Source organism: Desertivirga brevis (assembly GCF_017355835.1).
Window position 1 is genome coordinate 1 of the sequence record NZ_JAFEWF010000016.1, and the last position, 21,632, is coordinate 21,632.

The 21,632-nt window shown below is 39.7% G+C and carries 14 protein-coding genes; 9 read left to right on the forward strand and 5 right to left on the reverse strand.

The window, feature by feature from the left end; all coding sequences use genetic code 11:
• A partial coding sequence (locus J4N25_RS25805) for a thiamine pyrophosphate-binding protein (RefSeq protein ID WP_500784473.1) occupies positions 1–377 on the reverse strand: 377 nt, incomplete at its 3' end.
• 193 nt (positions 378–570) lie between these two features.
• Here J4N25_RS25805 and J4N25_RS25810 point away from each other — a divergent pair.
• The 4 genes from J4N25_RS25810 to J4N25_RS25825 are packed head-to-tail and all read left to right on the forward strand — an operon-like array spanning position 571 to position 8,123.
• Positions 571–3,873 (forward strand): phage tail-like protein, encoded by a 3,303-nt coding sequence (locus J4N25_RS25810; RefSeq protein WP_207424784.1) that lies wholly within the window; start codon positions 571–573, stop codon positions 3,871–3,873.
• Position 3,874: 1 nt separating this feature from the next.
• Entirely contained in the window at positions 3,875–5,086 is a 1,212-nt protein-coding gene (locus J4N25_RS25815) for a T9SS type B sorting domain-containing protein (protein ID WP_207424785.1), read from the forward strand.
• Between the two features lies 1 nt (position 5,087).
• On the forward strand, positions 5,088–6,062 hold the full coding sequence (locus J4N25_RS25820) for a PorP/SprF family type IX secretion system membrane protein (RefSeq protein ID WP_207424786.1): 975 nt from the start codon (positions 5,088–5,090) through the stop codon (positions 6,060–6,062).
• Between the two features lie 9 nt (positions 6,063–6,071).
• Positions 6,072–8,123: an OmpA family protein gene (locus J4N25_RS25825; RefSeq protein WP_207424787.1), complete on the forward strand. Its 2,052-nt coding sequence runs from the start codon at positions 6,072–6,074 to the stop codon at positions 8,121–8,123.
• 68 nt (positions 8,124–8,191) lie between these two features.
• Here the strand turns inward: J4N25_RS25825 and bcp are convergent, their stop codons facing one another.
• From bcp to J4N25_RS25845, 4 genes are all read right to left on the reverse strand, one after another.
• A complete protein-coding gene (gene bcp / locus J4N25_RS25830) occupies positions 8,192–8,656 on the reverse strand; it encodes a thioredoxin-dependent thiol peroxidase (protein ID WP_207424788.1) in 465 nt (154 codons plus the stop codon).
• A gap of 2 nt (positions 8,657–8,658) precedes the next feature.
• The gene (locus J4N25_RS25835) at positions 8,659–10,392 is read right to left on the reverse strand and encodes a M23 family metallopeptidase (RefSeq protein ID WP_242696032.1); all 1,734 of its coding nucleotides are present in this window, start codon (positions 10,390–10,392) and stop codon (positions 8,659–8,661) included.
• Entirely contained in the window at positions 10,379–10,990 is a 612-nt protein-coding gene (locus J4N25_RS25840) for a fumarylacetoacetate hydrolase family protein (protein ID WP_207424790.1), read from the reverse strand. The genes J4N25_RS25835 and J4N25_RS25840 overlap by 14 nt, the downstream gene beginning before the upstream one ends.
• Before the next feature lie 67 nt (positions 10,991–11,057).
• Entirely contained in the window at positions 11,058–11,630 is a 573-nt protein-coding gene (locus J4N25_RS25845) for a T9SS type A sorting domain-containing protein (RefSeq protein WP_207424791.1), read from the reverse strand.
• Positions 11,631–11,822: 192 nt separating this feature from the next.
• Between J4N25_RS25845 and J4N25_RS25850 the strand changes: the two genes are divergently transcribed.
• The 5 genes from J4N25_RS25850 to J4N25_RS25870 all read left to right on the forward strand — a co-directional run bounded on the left by J4N25_RS25850 (position 11,823) and on the right by J4N25_RS25870 (position 21,582).
• Positions 11,823–13,766, forward strand: coding sequence for a KUP/HAK/KT family potassium transporter (locus J4N25_RS25850; RefSeq protein ID WP_207424792.1), 1,944 nt, complete (start codon positions 11,823–11,825; stop codon positions 13,764–13,766).
• Between the two features lie 221 nt (positions 13,767–13,987).
• On the forward strand, positions 13,988–15,007 hold the full coding sequence (locus J4N25_RS25855; protein ID WP_207424793.1) for a FecR family protein: 1,020 nt from the start codon (positions 13,988–13,990) through the stop codon (positions 15,005–15,007).
• 68 nt (positions 15,008–15,075) lie between these two features.
• Entirely contained in the window at positions 15,076–18,417 is a 3,342-nt protein-coding gene (locus tag J4N25_RS25860; protein WP_207424794.1) for a SusC/RagA family TonB-linked outer membrane protein, read from the forward strand.
• 25 nt (positions 18,418–18,442) lie between these two features.
• Positions 18,443–19,993: a RagB/SusD family nutrient uptake outer membrane protein gene (locus J4N25_RS25865; RefSeq protein WP_207424795.1), complete on the forward strand. Its 1,551-nt coding sequence runs from the start codon at positions 18,443–18,445 to the stop codon at positions 19,991–19,993.
• A gap of 77 nt (positions 19,994–20,070) precedes the next feature.
• Positions 20,071–21,582 carry an arabinan endo-1,5-alpha-L-arabinosidase gene (locus J4N25_RS25870; RefSeq protein WP_207424796.1) on the forward strand — a complete coding sequence of 504 codons (1,512 nt, stop codon included), beginning with the start codon at positions 20,071–20,073 and terminating at the stop codon, positions 21,580–21,582.
• Positions 21,583–21,632 lie beyond the last annotated feature (50 nt).

Sequence of the window (21,632 nt, forward strand, 5' to 3'; positions counted from 1 at the left end):
GATAAGCCCTGACCTAAAGAGCCAGAAGCCATACGTATACCAGGAAGACCTTCGTGTGTAGTTGGGTGACCTTGTAACCTTGAATTCAGCTTACGGAAAGTAGCCAGCTCTGCTACATCAAAATATCCTGACCGGGCAAGTACGCTATAGAACACCGGAGAAATATGGCCATTGGAAAGGAAGAACAGGTCTTCGCCTTTCCCATCCATATTAAACTTGGGATCGTGTTTCATGATATGGAAGTACAGGGCTACCAAATAATCGGTACAACCTAGTGAACCTCCAGGGTGGCCCGACTGGCACTGATGCACCATACGGACAATATCACGACGTACCTGCGTTGCGATATCTTTTAATTTAGCTATATCTGGATTCATAATTTTCAGAAAGTGTCAAAAATAATTATTTCCCTTGAATGCCACCGTTTTAGCCCTTTTAAAATTATTAACAATTCCTTATAAATTATGTAACCTACTTAATTCTCTCACGTAAAAGGACATAAATTTTATCTAAAGGAAAATTTTTGATTAACGATGCCTCGCTAACCATTGAGTGTTAATGTTTTAGGCCATGAAGAAAAAAATGTTAAATATTTTGAATAAAAGGGCATGGGCAATTTCTTGCTTAATGACCTTTATTGCCTTTTCACAAGTAGCTAAAGCTCAGACTGGTTCTGTTGGTATTGGAACCACAAAGCCTAACACTTCGGCTATTCTTGATATTACTTCAACAAACAAAGGACTACTTATTCCAAGGTTAACTGAAAGTGAAAAGGAGACCTTGCAATCTACCGGGTCAACGAATGTTAGTGCAACGGGACTTTTGATCTATAACACTACCACTAATAAATTTAATTTCTGGCTTAATGATCGTTGGATAGAACTTACCACCAACCAGAGTTTAATTGGGAACGGCTTGTCTGCTTACCAGGTGTGGCTTAATATTGGTCATACCGGATCAGAACAAGATTTCTTGCTTTCTTTAAAAGGCAAAGATGGAGCTACCGGGCCTGCAGGCCCATCAGCTTTTGAATTATGGAGATCTTTACCAGGAAACTATTCAAAGACGGAAACAGATTTTCTTTCATCTATAAAAGGTCTTGATGGTAGAAATGGACTTAATGGAAAGGATGGACAGTCTGCTTTTGAATTATGGAAAAGTTTTACGGGAAATTCAACTAAGACTGAAGCTGAATTTTTATTGTCCCTCAAGGGTAAAGACGGTGTTAATGGCACCAATGGTATTGACGGAAAAGATGGCATAAATGGAACTAATGGCGTTAACGGCAAGGATGGGTTAAATGGTAAAGATGGCCAATCTGCTTTTGACATTTGGAGAAGTATAGCTGGAAATGAGAATAAAACGCTGCAGGACTATTTTGCGTTCTTCAAGGGTAAGGATGGTGCTGACGGAGTAAATGGAGTAAATGGGACTAACGGAGTTAATGGTACAAACGGTAGAGACGGGCAGTCAGCATACGAACTTTGGAGAAGTATCCCTGGCAATGAAAGCAAAACTTTAAGTGATTACTTTGTGGCCATTAAGGGTAAAGATGGGTCAAATGGGATCGATGGAAGAAATGGAACTAATGGCATCGATGGAGAAAATGGCCTTTCTGCATATGAGTTATGGAAGAGACTTGCCGGTAATGAAAATAAAACTGAGGAAGAATTTTTTGCTGCTTTTAAAGGCAAGGATGGCACCAACGGTACAGATGGTAGAGACGGGCAGTCAGCATACGAACTTTGGAGAAGTATTCCTGGCAATGAAAGCAAAACTTTAAGTGATTACTTCGTGGCCTTTAAGGGTAAAGATGGGTCAAATGGCATTGATGGAAGAAATGGAACTAATGGCATCGATGGAGAAAATGGCCTTTCTGCATATGAGTTATGGAAGAGACTTGCCGGTAATGAAAATAAAACCGAGGAAGAATTTTTTGCTGCTTTTAAAGGCAAGGATGGAACCAACGGAACTAACGGAAGAGACGGCCAATCAGCTTTTGACCTCTGGAAAAGTCAGGCGGGAAATGAGAATAAAACAGAGGCCGATTTCCTTTCCTATATGAAAGGTGAAGACGGAGTCAATGGACGGACAGCCTATGAAGAATGGTTGAGAGCCGGAAATTCAGGTTCAGAAGCTGTATTTCTACAGTCATTAAAAGGGCTTAACGGGCAATCAGCTGTTGAACTATGGCGACTCCTACCAGGAAATACTAACAAATCCGAAGCAGAGTTCCTGGCCTCACTTCAGGGAAAGGATGGAGTAAATATCACCAATATCAGTTTAAACGCTTCAGGCGAATTGGTGTTTCAAATGAGTAACGGAGATACCAGAAATGTTGGAGAGGTTAAAGGGAAGGATGGGGTAAGTATTACCAATGCAACTCAAAACGGCTCTGGAGAACTTCTGATATCCTTAAGCGACGGTACTATTAAGAATGCAGGGCTTGTCAAAGGTACGGATGGTACTAATGGAATTAGTATTACCAACGCAAGTCAAAATAATAGTGGAGAACTTTTGCTCACATTTAGTGATGGAAATATTAAGAACCTGGGTGTTATTAAAGGTATTGACGGGACTAATGGCACTAACGGAACAAATGGAACCAATGGAGTTAGCATAACAGGTGCGACACAGAATACTTCAGGGGAACTTATTTTAAGTTTCAGTGATGGTACGACAAAGAATGTTGGTGTTATAAAAGGTACTAATGGAACCAATGGGATTAGTATTACGAATGCATCGCAGAATCCCAACGGCGAACTGATTATATCTTTTAGTGATGGCTCTGTAAAGAATGTAGGGGTAATAAAAGGTATAAACGGAACTGATGGTACAAATGGAATTAGTATTTCAGGTGCAGCACAAAATCCGGCGGGAGAACTAATATTAAGCTTTACTGATGGAACATCAAAGAACGTTGGTTTAATTAAAGGAACAAACGGTGTTAATGGCTTAAGTATTACCGGCGCTTCACTTAATGATACCGGGGAGCTCATTTTGACGTTTAGTGATGGTTCCAGCAAGAATGTAGGTATTGTAAAAGGAGCTGACGGAATAAAAGGGGATAATGGATTAGGTATTACGAATGCTGTTATAAATACCTCGGGAGAATTAGTATTAACATTTAGTGATGCTACAGAGAGAAATGTAGGAGTAGTTAAAGGCGCTGATGGAACTAATGGTACTGATGGAACTAATGGAAGAGACGGACTTAATGGTACCAACGGGAAAGACGGTTCTAAATGGTATGTTGATAGTGACGTGCCGGCAGAAGTAATAGGATTGGAAGGAGATTACTATCTGGATAATCTTACTGGTGACGTTTATGCTAAAACGGCTTCTGGATGGGGAACTCCTGTTGCCAATATCATACCTAGCTCATCTAATGTTTGGTCTCTCGGAGGTAATACAGGAACCAGTCCGGCTGCTTCTGGTACAAGTGGGAGTTACATTGGAACGACAGATAAAAAAGACTTCATTTTTGCCACTCAAGCCATAGAGCGTATGAGGATAAAGGAAAACGGCAATATTGGAATCGCTACTACAAATCCCGGCGCAAAACTTAGCGTAAATGGTACATTTATCCTCGGACAACAAGGTTCGGTTTTAACTAAAATCCTTAAATCCTCCTCAACGATAGATGTTCCGGAGCTTCCTCCGAACAGCTCACAGAAAATTACCCTTACGATTACTGGCGCATCGGTTGGATCGACTGTAAGTATATCACCAAAGTCAGAGTTGCCAGACGGAATAATAATTAGTTATGCCAGAGTATCAACAAGTGGTACTGTAGAAGTGAAATTCTACAACGCTAGCTCAAGTGCCAAAAATCCAGATCTTATGGAATATTACATTACTGTTGTTGAATAGCATGAGATTAGCCTGGAAACATATTGTTTTTGCAGCCTCCTTGCTTTCCCTGAAGGCAGGGGCGCAAGTTGTGAATACAGGGCAATCCTTGCACTTGGATAACAATAGTTTACTTTATATTAGCGAAGGCTATCGCCATGATGATGGACAAATCTCAGGAGATGGCACTATTGAGATCAAAGGGAATATAGTCAACAATTCTTCAAATACGGTATTTGGCAGCGCGTCAAAGGCAACGGTATTTCTAAACGGAAATATCCAGAATATTAGTGGAAACCCTTTAGATTTTCCCAATCTCAAGCTAGGAGGTTTTGGAGATAAAGAACTAAAAACAAACGCTACTATTACCAGCTCTTTGTCTTTGGATGATCGCTTACTGAATATTGGTGATAACAGGCTTTCAATTATCAACCCCAATGTAGATGCGCTTAATAGAAGTACAGGTTTTATTACTACTAATGAAAACGGAGCTTTGATACGGAATACGAATAGCAATGGGCAGTACTTATTCCCATTGGGTTCGATTAAAAATAATCCGTCCTTTAAGAAGTTCAATTCGATCGATGTAAATCCCTTGTACCGGCCCGTAATTATTGAGCCTGAAAATCAGGAGTCGAATACTTATACATTAAACCTGGTTAATCAGAATCCTGATCTCTTGTATCCTGTATCGAAGAGAACATCAGATATAGAGAGAGTTAGTGATAAATACTTTTATATTCTCGATCATACATCAGGAGCATCAAAGTTTGCCACAAAGTTTTTCCAGGTAAAAGCTATTGAAAATAATGCAGCGATCGTGCAATGGTCTAAAGAGCATTCGAGGTGGGAAAAGGTATCAACCGGTGTTGAAGAAGGTATCCTCGGCGACAGGTTAGACCGCTCCCTAACTTATACTTCACCCTCTGGTACCAAAAACCAGATAGTCTCATTTGCTGATATTCCCTTTATCTTTTATAATGCTTTCTCTCCGGATGGAGATGGGAAGAATGATACCTGGCAGATCCAGAATATTGAACTTTATCCAGAGAATACATTAACAATTTTCAATCGTTGGGGCGATGAAGTGTATAGGACAAGAAATTATTCCCCTACTAATGCCTGGGATGGATCAAACCTTCAACCCGGAACCTATTTCTACGTATTAAGTGTGAATGTGAATGGTAATACCAATACCTATAAAGGATTTATTACCATGGTTAAGAAAAATTAATATGAGATTTTGTCTGCCTTTTATATTTGCTATTATCACCATAAATGTATTCGCGCAGCAAGATGCGCAGTACAGTCAGTATATGTTTAATACTATGGTGATAAACCCAGCATATGCAGGATATAAAGGCATTTTCAATGCGAGTTTATTACACCGTGATCAGTGGTCGGGATTTGAAGGTGCGCCGCAAACACAATCAATCGTAATTGATGATGCCTGGGGAAGAGATGACCGCGTAGGCCTGGGATTGGCTATTGTAAATGACAAGGTAGGAATTCAACGACATTCTTCTGCTCATGTGAATTACGCATATCGTTTGCCTGTTTCTGACAATGATGACAGGCTAGCTTTAGGTCTGTCTCTGGGCGTATCTCAATTTATGCTTAATGGTAGTGACGCTACTACCCAGGATGCTGAAGATCCTAATTTCAGTAACAGGGGTAACTACTTTGTTCCGGATGCCCGTTTCGGTGTTTATTTCTCAAATAATAAGCTCTATGCCGGGATTTCGGGAACCAACCTTTTGGCCGACGTTGTAGACTATGATAGAGTGGGGCAAAATACAATAGCTAAACAAGCTCCTCATTTTTTTCTTACAGGCGGATACTTGCTCGATATTAACGAGGACACTAAATTTAAGCCTTCTTTCTTGGTAAAGGAAGATACCAAAGGCCCTACCAGTATTGATATAAATTCATCCTTTTTACTGAAGGAGAAGCTGTGGTTGGGGGCGTCTTACCGCACGGGTGTTAATTTGTGGAAAAAAAGTAATTGGAATAACTCTTTATTTAGGCAAAATTCGCTAGTTGGAGTGGTAGAGTTCTATTTCCGGGAAAAGTTCCGTGTGGGCTATGCTTATGATTATTCATTATCGAAACTCGTAGCATACACTAACGGAACGCATGAGATATCAGTAGGAGTGATATTAAACAGTAATAGGAAAAGTTCTGCCCTGCTTACTCCGCGTTATTTTTAACTTGCTTAAATGAAGTTTACACGAGTTTTTATTGCTTGTCTTATTTTTCTTCTAGCTAACCTTTACCCTGGAAACATCTTTTCAGACAACATAGAGAAGGCCGATTACTACTATCAGAAGTATGACTATAAGCTAGCTCTGGATATCTACGAGAAGATTTACCGGAAGAAGCCATCGCTTGAACTGGCTGAGAAAATAGCTAATTGTTACAGGTTTATAAACAACTCCGAAGAGTCCGAAAGGGCCTACAAGCGTGTACTGTCTTATTCCGGTTTTGATCCTGTAAACTATAAATACTACGCCGACGCTCTCAAACAAAATGGTAAATTTGATGAAGCAAAAGCGAATTACCAGCTGTTTGCTCAGAACGTTCCTTATAGAAAGGAAGAGGGGATCCGTCTGGTGAATTCTACTGATGTTGCCAGAATGTGGCTGGAGAATCCCGACCCTAGCGTTAAAATAGAAAACCTTAGTTTCCTGAATAGCTCAAACTCTGAATTCTCTCCAACCGGTTATCTTGATGGTTTAGTTATTACTTCAGACAGATGGTTTGTTAAAGATAACAAAGGAGCCAAAAGTAAGGAGGTTTTTGGCTGGACAGGTAATCCATACCTTAAACTTTACTTTATCCCGAAAGTTGAGGCTACTGCCGATATAAACTTTTTGGATGCAACACTGAACGATGAGTTTCATAACGGACCAGCAGTGTTTACTGCCGACGGAAATGAGATTTATTTTACACGAACCGAAACACCTAAGACTACTAAAGATAGAAAGGCTGCAGTTATTACTAAAAAATTATTTCATGCAGTTAAGGTAGGTACTTCCTGGTCGAAGCCCAAACCTTTGCCTTTTAACAGTAGCAGCTATTCTGTTCAGCACCCCGCGCTTTCTCCAGACGGTACTATCCTTTACTTCGCTTCGGATATGCCTGGAGGTACAGGAGGGATGGATATTTATGCTTCCAAGAAAGCTGCTGATGGAAGTTGGTCTGACCCTGTAAGTTGCGGTCCTAATATCAATACATCGGAGGATGAGGTATTCCCAGTAGTTCGTAAAGATGGTCGTTTTTATTTTGCATCAAAAGGGCATGTAAGTATGGGGGGACTTGATCTTTTTACATCAGAAGGATCCTACGATAAGTTTTCTATTGCTGAAAACCTGAAATCTCCGCTTAACTCAACCAAAGATGATTTCGGTGTTTACTTCAAGGATGAAAAAGGAGGGTATTTCTCTTCGAACAGAAATGGAGGAAAAGGTCTTGACGACATTTATAGCTTCGACTTTGTCACTTCAACGCCCGTTCTTGCAAATGAAACACCAAAACAAGAAGAAGCAGAAGCTTTGGTTTTTGCTGTAGAGGGACTGGTAATAGACAAAGCATCACGCCAGCCTTTAGCGAATACCGAGATTGTTCTTGTTAATAGGAACACTGGTGAGCAAATTTCGTCTTTCTCAGATGTTCAGGGAAGGTTTAATTTTAATTTAAGTCCTGAAACCAGGTATGTAGTAAGTGGTAACAGAGAACGTTACTACTCAAGAAAAGAGGGTGAATTATCTACGGTAGGATTAAAAGAATCGACAGTTTTTAATGTTAAGTTCGAGTTAGAGCGAGCCGAAGATGCATACATTGTGAAGCTTGAAAATATCTACTACGATTTCAACAAGTGGAACATCCGTCCGGATTCATACCGGAATTTGAATAAAGTAGCAGCTTTCTTAAGCAAGATTAATAGTTCAAATATTCAATGTCGGGCGCATACAGATAGTAGGGGAAAGGCAATTTATAATCAGTGGTTGTCTCAAAAGAGGGCAGAGTCTGCGGTTGCTTACCTTGTCAATAAAGGTGTTGCTTCAAACAGGTTAAGTGCAGTAGGTTTGGGAGAAACGGAGTTATTGAACAAGTGCAGCGACGGGATCAAATGTTCGAGAGATCAGCATCAGTTAAACAGGAGGACTGAATTTAAGATACTGAAAGTAAAAACGAAATCTTCAACTGTTCAGCCGGCAGTAGAAACCTCTACAATGTTCTCCAGCAATACAAGGATTCAGAATAGGTAGGGAAATTTTACCGATAAAAAGAAAAGGCAGGTGAGCTAAAGCGCACCTGCCTTTTCTTTTATTAATGATTAAAGGCCCAGAAGATCCAGAACCTGTTTTGACGACTCTTTCGTGTCTACTTTATCAATGATCTTTTTGATTACCCCTTCGCCGTCGATGATAAAGGTTTTTCTCCCAGTCCCCATATATTTCTTTCCATACATGTTCTTCTCTACCCACACGCCATAGGCCTCAACAATCTGCTTGTCTTCGTCAGAGATTAGGGTAAAGGGTAAGGAATATTTAGTGACAAATTTCTGATGAGATTTCTCATCATCGGTACTAACGCCGACAATGGTGAAGCCTTTCTGCTGCAATGACTGATAGTTATCCCTGAAGTCGCATGCTTCTGCTGTACAGCCAGGAGTATCGTCTTTTGGATAGAAATAAAGGATTACATCATTACCAGCGAAATCGCTTAGAGAGACGGTATTTCCGTTTTGGTCTTTAGCCGAAAAAGCAGGAGCTTTGTCGCCTTCTTTTAATTCTGCCATAGTTATCGATAAAAGGTTGCTGAATAAAATTTAATATTTTTTTGCATATCACTTACCCTTAATTCAAAAAGATGTTTTCCAGATGAGGTAAGTGAATCAAATTTATGCCAAATGGTAGAGGTTTTCAAATCGTATTCTACCAGTACCCATTTTCCATCGATATACCCGCTAACATTCCTGACTCCCGAAAGATTATCAGAAACCTTGAATACAACCCTTTCCGCTCCGGAAAGATCTTTTCCATCACTGATATTAACCGGCCTTATGGTAGGAGCAACGGTGTCCATGGAAACATAAAAAGTACCAAATGTGCGGGGGGAACCCTTTACAAAACCATCTTGTTCATCAAAAGTTCCACCCGCGTACCCTCCATTAGCATTGACGATCACCAATTTACTTTTCAAATGAGCAGGAACCTCTTTCGTTGGCTTTATCGCTATCGTTATGTTTTCATGCAGTGGGACTAAACGAGTATGAGCGGTATGAAAGTTTGACCAGTATCCCGGTTTAGAGGTTCTCGAGTAATTGAAATTGATACTGCTGTATAAAACTCCCTTTGGGAGCGAGATCTTAAAGTCCTCCGTAGAGTATTCGTTAACTGTATTATATGGAAACTCTTTGATTCCTTGGCTAGGTTTGCTTGCTACTATCGATTCCGGATCGTTTTTCACCTGGAATTCAAGTGTGCTTGTGTTGCCTTTAACGTCTTTTACCAGATACTTTACAATATGTACATCTTCATCGTTTAATGTGATCAGTCCCCGGTTAATCACGTTCTTATAGATGCCTAAAGGATTACCTGGCTCGATAAAGCTTTTTTGAATAGTAGTACCATGAGTCAGATGCCATGAATAATCAGTATGAGAATTAACTGCCCGTGAATTACTGAAAGCAAATCTTTCAAGAACAGAGGAATATATTAATTTCTCATCCAGATATAGCTCAGTAGAATAAACGCCATTTTTGTTTCCTCCAGCTACTTGCTGATCAAAAGTCACTATTCCAAATCCGCTCTCGCCATTGATGCTAATGGTACCCTGGCTAAGCCTGTATGCTCCATTTGATCCCACCACTGAGAAAGACTTACGCGGAGTTGTAGGACTAAAATCTTGCCCGTTTAATTGATATAAGTATAGTCCGGTGATGTGTGGGGCGACATTGTCTGGCACTTCAAGACCAAATAGCTGTGGATTAATTGTTTCTTCTGTTTGACTATCCCTCAGTTCGAAATGTAAGTGCGGACCACCAGAGCTTCCTGTATTACCGGACCAGGCAATGATATCACCCTTTTTTACGGGTATCTCAATTGGCAGGAGAGGGAAATCAACGTCGAAGCTCTGCTTACGGTACTGGAAATCCTTCACCTGCAAGCTAATCCGGTCATTAAAGCGTTGAAGATGGGCGTAAACAGAAGTATAACCGTTAGGGTGTGCGATATACACCGCGTTTCCAAAACCTCCCACCTGAACCCTTAGTCGCGATATATAACCGTCAGCTACTGCGTAAACGGGATATCCTTCGCGCTGATTCGTTCTGAAGTCTAGTCCCGAGTGGAAGTGGTTAGCTCTGATCTCCCCGAAAGACCCGGCAATACTAGGTCGTAGATCCAGAGGCGGCCTAAATTCATTAGGGTATGATTTAATAGAACTACTTTCCTGAGCGAAAGCTGAAAGTTGTAGTACTGAAAATGTTAATAGAGTAAGTGCGCGTTGAAGTAAGTTCTTATTTAATCTCAAAGTCCAAAAGTTTTTCATCCTCGATATATCCCTCGAGCCTGTCCCCAATATTAATTTTGCCTACTCCATGCGGAGTTCCGGTGAAAATAAGATCACCTTTTTTCAGCGTGATAAATTGAGATACAAACACAATCAACTTTTCAAACGAAAATATAGTGTCTTTTGTGTTGCCTTTTTGAACGGTGTTGTTATTAATGTCGAGCCGGAAGTTAATATTATAAAGGTCGGAAAACTCAGATTTGGGAATAAACCGGCTGATCGGGGCAGAATTGTCAAATGATTTAGCAAGCTCCCAGGGCAGGCCTTTTTCTTTATGTTGTTGCTGGATATCGCGGGCAGTAAAGTCTATACCAAGGCCAATTTCTTCGAAATAGTTAGCAGCGAATTTTTCTGAGATATGCTTGCCTTCTTTAGCTACTTTAAGAACAATTTCAATTTCATAGTGGATATCGTTTGAAAAATCCGGGTGATAAAATGGCTTGTTGTCTTTTAAGACAGCTGTATCCGGTTTCATGAATATCACCGGTTTGGAGGGTACAGGGTTATTTAATTCCTTTGCGTGCTCAATGTAATTTCTACCTACTGCTATGATCTTCATATATGACAATAATCAACCAAATATTTTGGGTGTCGAAGATACGATAAATAGAAGAGGAAATAGTTTGTTAAAGTACAGAAATCCGCTTAACAATAGTCTCATTGCCTACTACAAGGCGGATGAAATAGTAACCACTGTTTAGCTTATTATTGATATTGAAAGAACTGGTCTGTTCGCCTGCGCTCATTTTTTGAGATAGCAAGGTAGCTATTTCATTACCCAGTACGTCCATTATCTTAATCGTAACGTTAGAGTCTTTATTTACATTATACGTTAAATTAAGCTGTTCGGCAACCGGATTGGGATAAACTTTAACATTACTTACTATTTTCAGGTCCTGCTGTTGTGCCGGTTTTGCTGGAACTGTTGATGCGGTTGTGGGTGTACTATTAGTACTTGGTACTGCTGCTGGCTTAGCTGCAGTAGGTTTGAAAGGAGTAATTTCCACATTTATACCACTTTGAAGGTAAACCGGACGTTCCTTACGAGTATCGGAAATCTTTGAAGAAGTTTTTATAACTTTTTTTGAAGTATCAACTACACCAAGGCTTCTTGCCGAGAGAGCAAAATTGTTTACGGAAGCCTGAAGGTTGATCAGGACAAACGTGAACATAAAAGCGAGTGAGTAAAATTTCTTCATATTATTATATAACAAATCTATGAATTAATTATTAAAACTTGATTTTCGCGATACTATAATTAGCTTTTTTTAACAAAAATTAACAAAAATGGAGCCAAAGGAAGTGTAATTGTAAAAAAACAAACTACTGAAAATCACCTTTGTTTATTAAAAGTCATAATGTACATTTGTCCCCGTTTATAACAAAAGTAAGTGGCACATCACAAAGATCTTCACAAGCTTTCCGCCGCCGGTCTACTCATCAGTCTTGGTATTATTTATGGGGATATCGGAACGTCCCCCCTCTATGTTTTCTCTGCAATTATTGGTGAAAGAAGCATAATAACTTCGGAACTGATTTTGGGAGGAGTGTCCTGTATCATCTGGACGTTAACATTACAAACAACAATAAAGTATGTTGTAATTACACTCAGAGCTGATAATAAGGGTGAAGGAGGCATATTCTCTCTCTTTTCTCTTGTAAGAAGGAGGGCAAGATGGCTAATTATTCCGGCCACCATCGGAGGCTGCGCACTATTAGCTGATGGTATCATCACACCTCCCATTACAATATCCTCAGCAATTGAAGGGTTGGCCTTAAAGTACCCGAATATACAGGTAATGCCGATCGTGATCGCAATACTTACGGGCTTGTTCGTTATACAGCAATTTGGAACAAACCTTGTTGGAAAGGCATTTGGGCCAATAATGTTTATCTGGTTCACCATGATGGCGGTTCTGGGTTTAAATTATATTGTTACCTATCCAGAAATTCTCAAGTCCGTTAACCCTTACTACGCGTATAAATTACTTACCAGCGATAACTACAGTGCTTTTTTCATTCTAAGTGGTGTTTTTCTTTGTACTACCGGGGCTGAAGCACTTTATTCAGATCTGGGGCACTGCGGTCGCTCTAATATCCGGATAAGCTGGATCTATGTTAAGACGTGTTTGATCTTGAATTATCTAGGCCAGGGTGTTTGGCTTTCGCAACACGTGGGTACCACCTTGCATGGTGCAAAACCCTTTTATGAACTTATGCCGGAGTGGTTTCTGATCTATGGGATTGCTATTGCTACAATGGCAGCAGTGATCGCTAGTCAGGCGTTGATCACTGGTTCATTTACTTTGATTGCGGAAGCAGTTAGATTGAACCTTTGGCCTAAGGTTAAGATCAACTATCCTACTATTACCAAAGGGCAGTTATATGTACCTTCAGTAAATTGGCTACTATGGGCGGGTTGCTTGGTGGTTGTTTTCCTATTTGAGGAGTCGATACGGATGGAGGCCGCTTATGGATTATCTATCACTGTGACCATGCTAATGACTACCATTTTGGTAGCTATATACTTGAAAAGGCGGAAATTCCCCACTTATTTAATTGCTATTTTCCTTGTCGTGTATGGAGTTATCGAGCTTACCTTTTTAAGTGGTAACCTTGCTAAGATCTTACATGGCGGTTGGTTCACCATACTTTTAGGATCTATATTGTTTTCGGTGATGTGGTCCTGGAGTGAAGCCAGGAAAATTAAAAACCGGTTTGTAAAATTTGTGGAGATAGATGATTATTTCCCAATCCTGAGCGAACTGGCGGATGATAATACTGTACCAAAGTATGCTTCCCAGCTTATTTACCTGACCAGTGCAAATTTCAATTCTGAAATTGAATCGAAAATAATGTACTCAATTTTGCAGAAGCAGCCTAAACGCGCGGATGTTTATTGGCTGGTGCATGTGGATGTAACAGATGAGCCGTATACAACAGAATATAAGGTAGATTTCTTAATCCCAGGAAAACTTATACGAATCGACTTTAAGCTTGGATTCAGAGTGGAGCAACGAATTAACGTACTTTTCCGGCTTGTTGTAGAGGAACTGGTTAGAAAGGGTGAAGTGGATATTACCAGTCGTTACCCTTCACTTAACAAGCATAAAATAGTTGGTGATTTTAGATTCATTATCCTGGAGAAAGTACTATCAAGGTCGAATAATTTAAGTTTTAGGGATAAAATTATCATGGCATATTATTTTGTGCTTAAAAAGCTAAGTTTATCTGAGGAACGTGGGTTCGGTTTGGACTTAAGTTTTGTGACAGTGGAAAAAGTACCGTTGATCATCACACCGCCAGACGAAATAAAGTTGAAGCGGATCGGTTAGATCTGAACAAATACAAGAGGCGGAGAAATTCGCCTCTTTTTATTTTTGCCCCTACTGATAAGAGTTTTTCTGTTTTGCTCTTCCTGTAAAGAAAACTATATCCTTTCATTTTCAGGTCATTAGTGACAAGTTCTTAAAAAAGCGAAAAAAAAATAAAAAATCTTTGGTAAAAATCAGGGGGAGGTGACTATTGTATATAAAACCAATTATAACAGGATTATATGCAATCTCAAAAGTATACTCTTGATGAACTGATCGTTGACCCTGATTTCATTTCCTGGGTTAAAAATCAAAAAGAAGTAGACGGCCGGAAATGGCTAGAATGGTCTTTGACTAATCCTGAAAATTCAAGAATTTTAGCAGAGGCGAGAGAACTTGTCCTTGAGTTATCTTTGGATGCGGATGAGCCGGAGCAGCAGGAATTGGCCGATCTTTGGAACAGGATTGAGGCCAGTAACCAAATCTGGGATCAGAAACAAGGAAATAACCATTTCTGTATACGTTCAATAGTTACATCCTGGTACAAAGTTGCTGCAGTTGCAGCAGGCTTGTTGATGCTGGGTGTTTTTGCTAAAATATATTTAATTCAAAGTACCTCAGAACAAAAAACAGCTTTTGGAGAGCAAAGAACAGTTATTCTTCCCGACAGTTCTGTTGTAGTTTTAAATGCCAATTCAACTATAGAATATGCAGAAGGGTGGCAGCAAGATAAGCCACGGGAAGTTTTTCTGGACGGGGAAGCATTCTTTTCTGTAACTCATAAAAAGAACAGTCAGAAATTTGTTGTTCATACAAAAGATCTTGATGTACAGGTTCTCGGAACTAAGTTCGATGTAAATACCCGCCGTAGTCAGACCAGAGTTTTCCTTAAATCAGGGAAGGTCAAGCTTTATCTAACCCAGATTGACAACAAGGAGGTTGACATGAAGCCAGGAGATATGGTGCGCTATACCACAAGTCAGAAGGCTATAATTCGCAAAAAAGTTGTTAAGCCGCAAATCTATACAGCCTGGTTAGAGAAGAAACTTGTTTTTGAAGATACTCCTTTGCTTGAAATTGCTCATTTGCTGGAAGATAACTACGGGTATAAAGTACAATTCAATCACCAGGAATTAGAATCACTCACATTCACCGGTTCCATCGAATCGAATGATGTAGATCTATTGCTAACCATATTGCAAAAAACATTTAACATATCAATCATTAAAAAGGAGGGCAATCTTTTTATAGGTAAAAAGTAAAACGTCAGAACTAACTAAAATATTAGCAACCAATTAAGTACAACCAATTATTAAATATCAAGTTACATATGAGAAGTTCTATACTGAAACAGGTGACAGTATTACTAACAGCTTCCATCAGCTGTTGGCAAAACAATGCTTTCTCTCAATCTTATGCTTCGTTAGGCAGGGAAAGGATTGACTCGACGATCCCGAAAAGTGAAAGTCCGAGACAACTAGTTGCTTTGCTTAAAACACTAGAGGGACAGTACAATGTCCGCTTCAATTACAACAGCAAGTTGGTTAAAGACAAAGCTGTTTATCCATCGACTATTCCAACCGAGGGACCACTGGAAGATGTATTACAAAAGGTGCTTGAGCCTTTTAGTCTCTCTTTCGAAAAGGTTGAGAACAACAGCTACGTTATTCTTAGATCTTTCTCATCAGAGAAGTTAGCATTGACGGTGAAAGGAAAAGTTACCGATACTAAAGGAGAATCTTTACCAGGAGTGGCTGTGAAGTTGAAGGGAACTACAATTGCCGCCACTACCGATATCAACGGAAATTATACCCTTAATCTGCCTGATGGTAATGGAGTTCTTGTTTTTACCTATGTAGGTTTTAAAACCATAGAAGTCGCAGTAAATAACAGAACAACAATTAACGTTTCCCTGGCTGATGATACAAAGACGCTGGACGAAGTTGTTGTTGTGGGGTATGGTAGTCAGAAGAGGTCTGATATTACGGGTGCAATTGCAAGCGTGAATGTGAGTGAAATGAAGAAAGTGTCTACCAATGATGTTGGTCAAATGCTTCAGGGCCGGGTGGCAGGTGTTACAGTAAATTCAGACGGGCAGCCTGGAGCCTTTCCTCAAGTCCGGATCAGAGGTATAGGAACTTTTGGAAATTCTGATCCATTATACGTTATAGATGGCGTGCTAATAGAAGGCGTCCCAAGGGATTTTAATCCGAATGATATAGAGTCAATGCAAGTATTGAAAGATGCTTCGGCAGGAGCAATCTACGGATCAAGAGCTGCTAACGGGGTAGTAATTATTACAACGAAGCAAGGAAAGAAAAATACGCCATTGAAAGTAGAGTATAGTGGATATTATGGAATAGATAAGATCCATCAGATCATGCCTGTAACAAATGCAGCAAACTACAAAGCATTAAATACAGAGTCGCGCTTGAATGCAGGTATGGGACCATCACCTGCTTATGATCCAAACTCACTTTATTTTGATAATAATGCTATCGATACAGACTGGCAGAAAGAAGGGTTGAAGTTAGGAAGTAGGCAAAATCACAATGTAAACTTGTCTGGGGGCGGTGCTAATACTACTTATAGCGTTTCTTTAGACTATTTTGGAAACAAAGGAACATTTGTAGGAAATGGACCTGATTATAACCGCTATACTGGAAGAGTAAATACAACGGGCGAAAGAGGGATCTTTAAAATAGGCCAATCTTTCTTTTATGCACACTCTGAGGAAAATGCACTTGTTACGGGAGATGGGATTCTGCCTGGCGGAAGACCTCCTCTAATCAACGATCTTGTATTTGCCATACCTACTATGCCTCTCTATGACCAAGCAAATAAAGGAGGATTCGGAGGAACTGAAACGTTTCGTCAAGATGCCATATCTCTGAATGGTATAGGATTCAATAGTTTAATTAACAATACTACTGTTGTTGACCGGGTTTTCGGAAATGTATATGGAGAGGTTCATTTACTTAAAAAAGACAGTCATAATTTAAAATACAAGTTGAACTTTGGTTATGACAAAGTTGTAGCCAGAGATCAAAATTTTGTTCCGCAATTTTATCTAGGTTATTTTTTTCCAAATCTCGTTGCTCGGTTTAACGATAATACCAGAGAATATACCAATAATCTTATTGAAAATACCTTGAATTATGATTTTAAGAAGGACAAGCATAGCCTTTCCTTTTTAGTGGGGCAAACTTTCCAGGATTATAATACTGCAATTAGGTATGGTTATGCTGAAGGCTTCTCTGAACCCTATCTACCAAACTTACACAATGGGCAGTCTACTACATCCGATTCGTTTGAATCAACATTCCGACTAGCATCCTATTTGAGCAGACTAAACTATAATTACGGTGATAAGTATTTGTTGACAGCCTCTATGCGCCGAGATGGATCTTCAAGGTTCGCGCCTGTAAATAGGACTGGTTATTTCCCATCTGTGGCTGTAGGTTGGAGGATAACAAACGAAAAGTTTTTCCAAGAGGCTAAATCGGTAGTATCTGATTTGAAATTAAGAGCAAGTTATGGTGTGCTAGGAAATACTAATATTCCAGACTATCTGTATATGCCATCTATCAATTCAACAGTGCCGTATTCCATTGGAGATACCCGGGTGATTGGAGCAATCCAGACTAATGTAATTGACAGAAGTATTAAATGGGAGAATAAAGTTATGTCTAACGTAGGTTTTGACGCTTCTCTTTTCCTTGGCAAGCTTGATTTATCAGCAGAATATTATTCTAGTAAAACGACTGATGCTTTAGTAGGAATTCCAACTTCATTTACTGTTGGTTCTATTAATAGGAATTTAACCGTAAACGGGGGAACCTTAAGAAATTCCGGAATTGAATTTAATGCTGCTTTCCATAAAAATAAAGGTGAGTTCAAATACGATGTTTCTGCGAATTTAACTACAATTAGGAACCGGGTACTAAATTTAGGTGAAGGCGTTGCTTCCAGGGAAGGGTTAGGTTCCATTACAGAGGTAGGCGGAGAGATTGGTAGGCACTACGGATATGTGGTAGAAGGTATTTTTCAGTCTCAGGATGAGATAACTAAACATGCAACTCAATTTCCGGGTACAGCACCTGGCGATTTGAAGTTTAAAGATCTCAATAATGATAACGTTATTAATGCCTTGGATAGAACCTATTTAGGTAGTGCAATTCCAAAGTTTACATACGGATTGAATTTTAACGCTAATTATAGAAATTTCGACTTCACACTATTCGCTTCTGGAAGTGCTAAGTTTAGAATTCATAGCCGCCTTTATAGCGATCTTATGCATAGCGGTGGACGCCAGAATTATCATGAGGATATGTTAAACCGGTGGACAAGCACAAACACAAATACGAATACTCCTCGGGTAATTGATAATGATCCTAATGATAACGGAAGATATTCCAATCGTGAAGGTTGGCTACAAGATGGTACATTCCTTCGTATAAATACTATTGCCTTAGGTTATACATTACCGAAAAATTTAATAAAAGGAGTTTCTAGAGTACGTTTAAATCTAACTGGTCAAAATATTTATACTTTCCAGAAATATAAGGGGTACAATCCTGATTTTACATCTGGAGTGTGGGAACCAGGTTGGGATAATGGATCATTCCCTAGGCCTAGAACAATTATGTTAGGTGCCCAATTCGGTTTCTAGTAGTAAGGTTTTTAAAATTATAGACATGAAAAAATTAATTCAATATATAGCGCCATTACTTCTACTAACAGCATGTGATAAGAAGTTGGATGTAGTTAACCCCAATTTAACAACCACTTCAACTTTTTGGAAAACAGAAAGTCAAGCTTTTGCTTCTGTAACAGCTGTATACAATGCATTAATCACGGATGGTAGTTACCAAAGATCATTTCCAGGTTTAACGGACAGTAGGGGAGATGATTTTACAGGAGATAGTCCATGGACAGATTTAGTTCAAACCGGACAATTTTTGATTCCAACCACTTCAGCTCCTGTAGAATGGATTTGGAGAGACTTCTATATGGTAATTTTCCGAGCTAACCAGGTTTTACATTATGTTCCTTTAATGGAGGAAAGCGTTTTAAGTAAATCAAAAAAAGACCGGATTTTAGGACAAGCGTTTTTTTTAAGAGGGTTGGCTTATTATAATTTAGCAACTACTTTTAAGAACGTTCCCCTGTTGACAGGTCTTCCGCCTGAGGACCTAAAAACGTATAACGCTGCAGCTGCCACTGACGAGGATTTGTGGAATCATATTATTTCTGATTTCAAGACAGCCGAAGGCCTGTTACCAATTTCCTACAATAACGTTGAAGGACAAGATAGAGGCCAGGTAGGGCGAGCAACAATGGGTTCTGCAGCCGGGATGTTAGCCAAGGCTTACTTATACCGGAAACAATGGCAGTTAGCAGCAGATCAGTGTGAGAAGTTTTTCAATGGCCCATTGAAAGGAGTGTACTCTCTTATGCCTAATTATAGAGACAACTTTTTACCTACTAATGAAAATAATTCGGAGTCTTTATTTGAAGTTCAATTTAATGAGAAAGTAGGTTCGGTAGCTAACTGGACAGGTGAACCTACTTCAACATGGCGGCAATTCGAAGCTTTTTCTATCACGTATGCAATGGAAGGCGTAGGGTTCTCAGATTATTTGCCTACCCGTTGGATATACAACGAGTACAAACTGGAAAAAACTATAGAAGGAAAAAGCGATCCCAGATTGCTTGCTACTATAGCTTCTTATGAACCTGGAGATAATTCAACAAGAGCCTACGGTCGAGAATGGTTTAATCCTACTGATAGAATTTACCCGCGTAAATACACTTATGATGGAATTGCAACTACTGAGTCTTTCGAAGCTAGCGGGATTAATTACAGGGTACTGCGGTATGCTGACATTTATTTAATGTATGCTGAAGCGTTAAATGAGTTAAATAGGACTGCTGAAGCGTACCCATATATTCAGGTCGTACGATCAAGGGCGAAACTTCCAGACCTTGCAACGACTAAGCCCGGCCTAACACAAGTTCAGATGCGGGATCAACTTGCGCATGAAAGAGCATTGGAGTTTGCAATTGAGGGCCAAAGAATTAATGATATTATTCGATGGGGATGGTTATACAACCCAACGAAATTAGCCGAGCTTAAGGCACATGATCCAGATTTTAACACATGGACTCCAGGAAATGAGTATTTACCAATTCCTCAGGCAGAATTGAATGTTAATAAAGCATTAACACCGAATCCAGCTAATTAAATGCTAAAAAGGCACGTCATAATACGGCGTGACTAAGAAAGGACTTTTGTATAACCAATTACGATAAAGGAAATTTTATGACTAGTGTAATTAAAAGAGTTTTAGCTCTGGCACTCATATCTACTACCGTCCTTACAAGTTGTAAGGATGATAAAGAACTTTTAACAGAGACTGATAAGGGCGCTTTAGACAAAATATTTGCGGAAAAGCCTTTTAATATTGATAATCTATCAGATCGGTACGATGCAATCGGCGCTCCATACTTCGCTTCGATATGGGGATCTTATAATGTACATGATCCCTCAATAATTAAAGAAGGTGATACCTATTATTGCTACTCTACAGATGTAGCAGTGGGAGGGGCGGTAAAACCGGGTATTCAGGTTCGTCAATCAAAAGATCTTGTAAATTGGAAATTTGTTGGCTGGGCCTCTGAAGGAAATCCTAAACAGGCAGCAGATTATATTAAATCAAACGGAGGAACACCCTTCGATGGAGTATGGGCACCATATATCCTAAAAGTTGGCACAGAATATAGATTATATTATTCTCTTTCTTCTCCTGATCCTACTCCCAGGTTAAGTGCCATAGGCTTATTAACCTCAACCTCTCCAACTGGTCCCTGGACAGAGAAGGGATTGGTTGTAGTATCGAAAAATGACGCAAGTATTCAGACCAATGCTATAGACCCAACGGTAGTAATAACACCTCAAGGAGAGCATTATATGTATTATGGATCTTCCTGGGATGGAATTTATGTTTTAAAACTCAATGCTACTACTGGTTTAGCTAGCGTAGCAAATGATAAGGGTAAACGCATCGCTCATAGAGGAGTAACCGGAGGAATGGCGAATGGTAATATAGAAGGACCTGAAATTATTTATAACCCACAGCAACAGATGTATTACTTGTTTATCTCTTATGATTGGTTATCTACCAAGTATAATGTGAGAGTGGCAAGGTCAAAGAGTCCAACCGGACCCTTTAAAGATGTGTTTGGAAATGACGTAAATCGCTTTGCAGACATTGAGCCAGTTCTGGTAGGCCCCTACGCTTTTAACGGACATCAAGGATGGCAGGGTACTGCTCATTGTTCTGTATTTTCCGATGGCAACGGGCAGTATTTTATGGCCCATCAGGGAAGGCCAGCTGAGGCGAGTTATTTCATGAACCTTCATGTTAGGCGCATGTTTTGGCTACCCAACGGTTGGCCTGCCGTATCACCTGAGAGATATGCCAATGTACCGCAAACTCCAATTACCCGTAACGATATCGTAGGTAAGTATGAGAAGATTCTCCACTTTTACGATGTAGTGCCTGGCTATGCAACAGAGCAAACAGATGCACAAATCAAACGGACTTTTGCTATTGATGATTTAAGAGCTGATGGCACTATCGGTGGAAATGCAGCAGATACATGGACCTTTAATGCTCCTATCCTGAGGACAAGTTTTGCAAACGGGGCATTTGTTGATAGTCTCTATGTATCGCGCGAAAGGGACTGGGAAAATAAAAAACCTTCAACTATTGTCTATAGCGGAAGAAACAGTGCAGGTAACCTTTCTATCTGGGGTAAAAAAATAGAATAGTTAGTTTAAATTGGTTAGTCCCTGCTGCCTGATTTTCAGCAGCAGGGTTT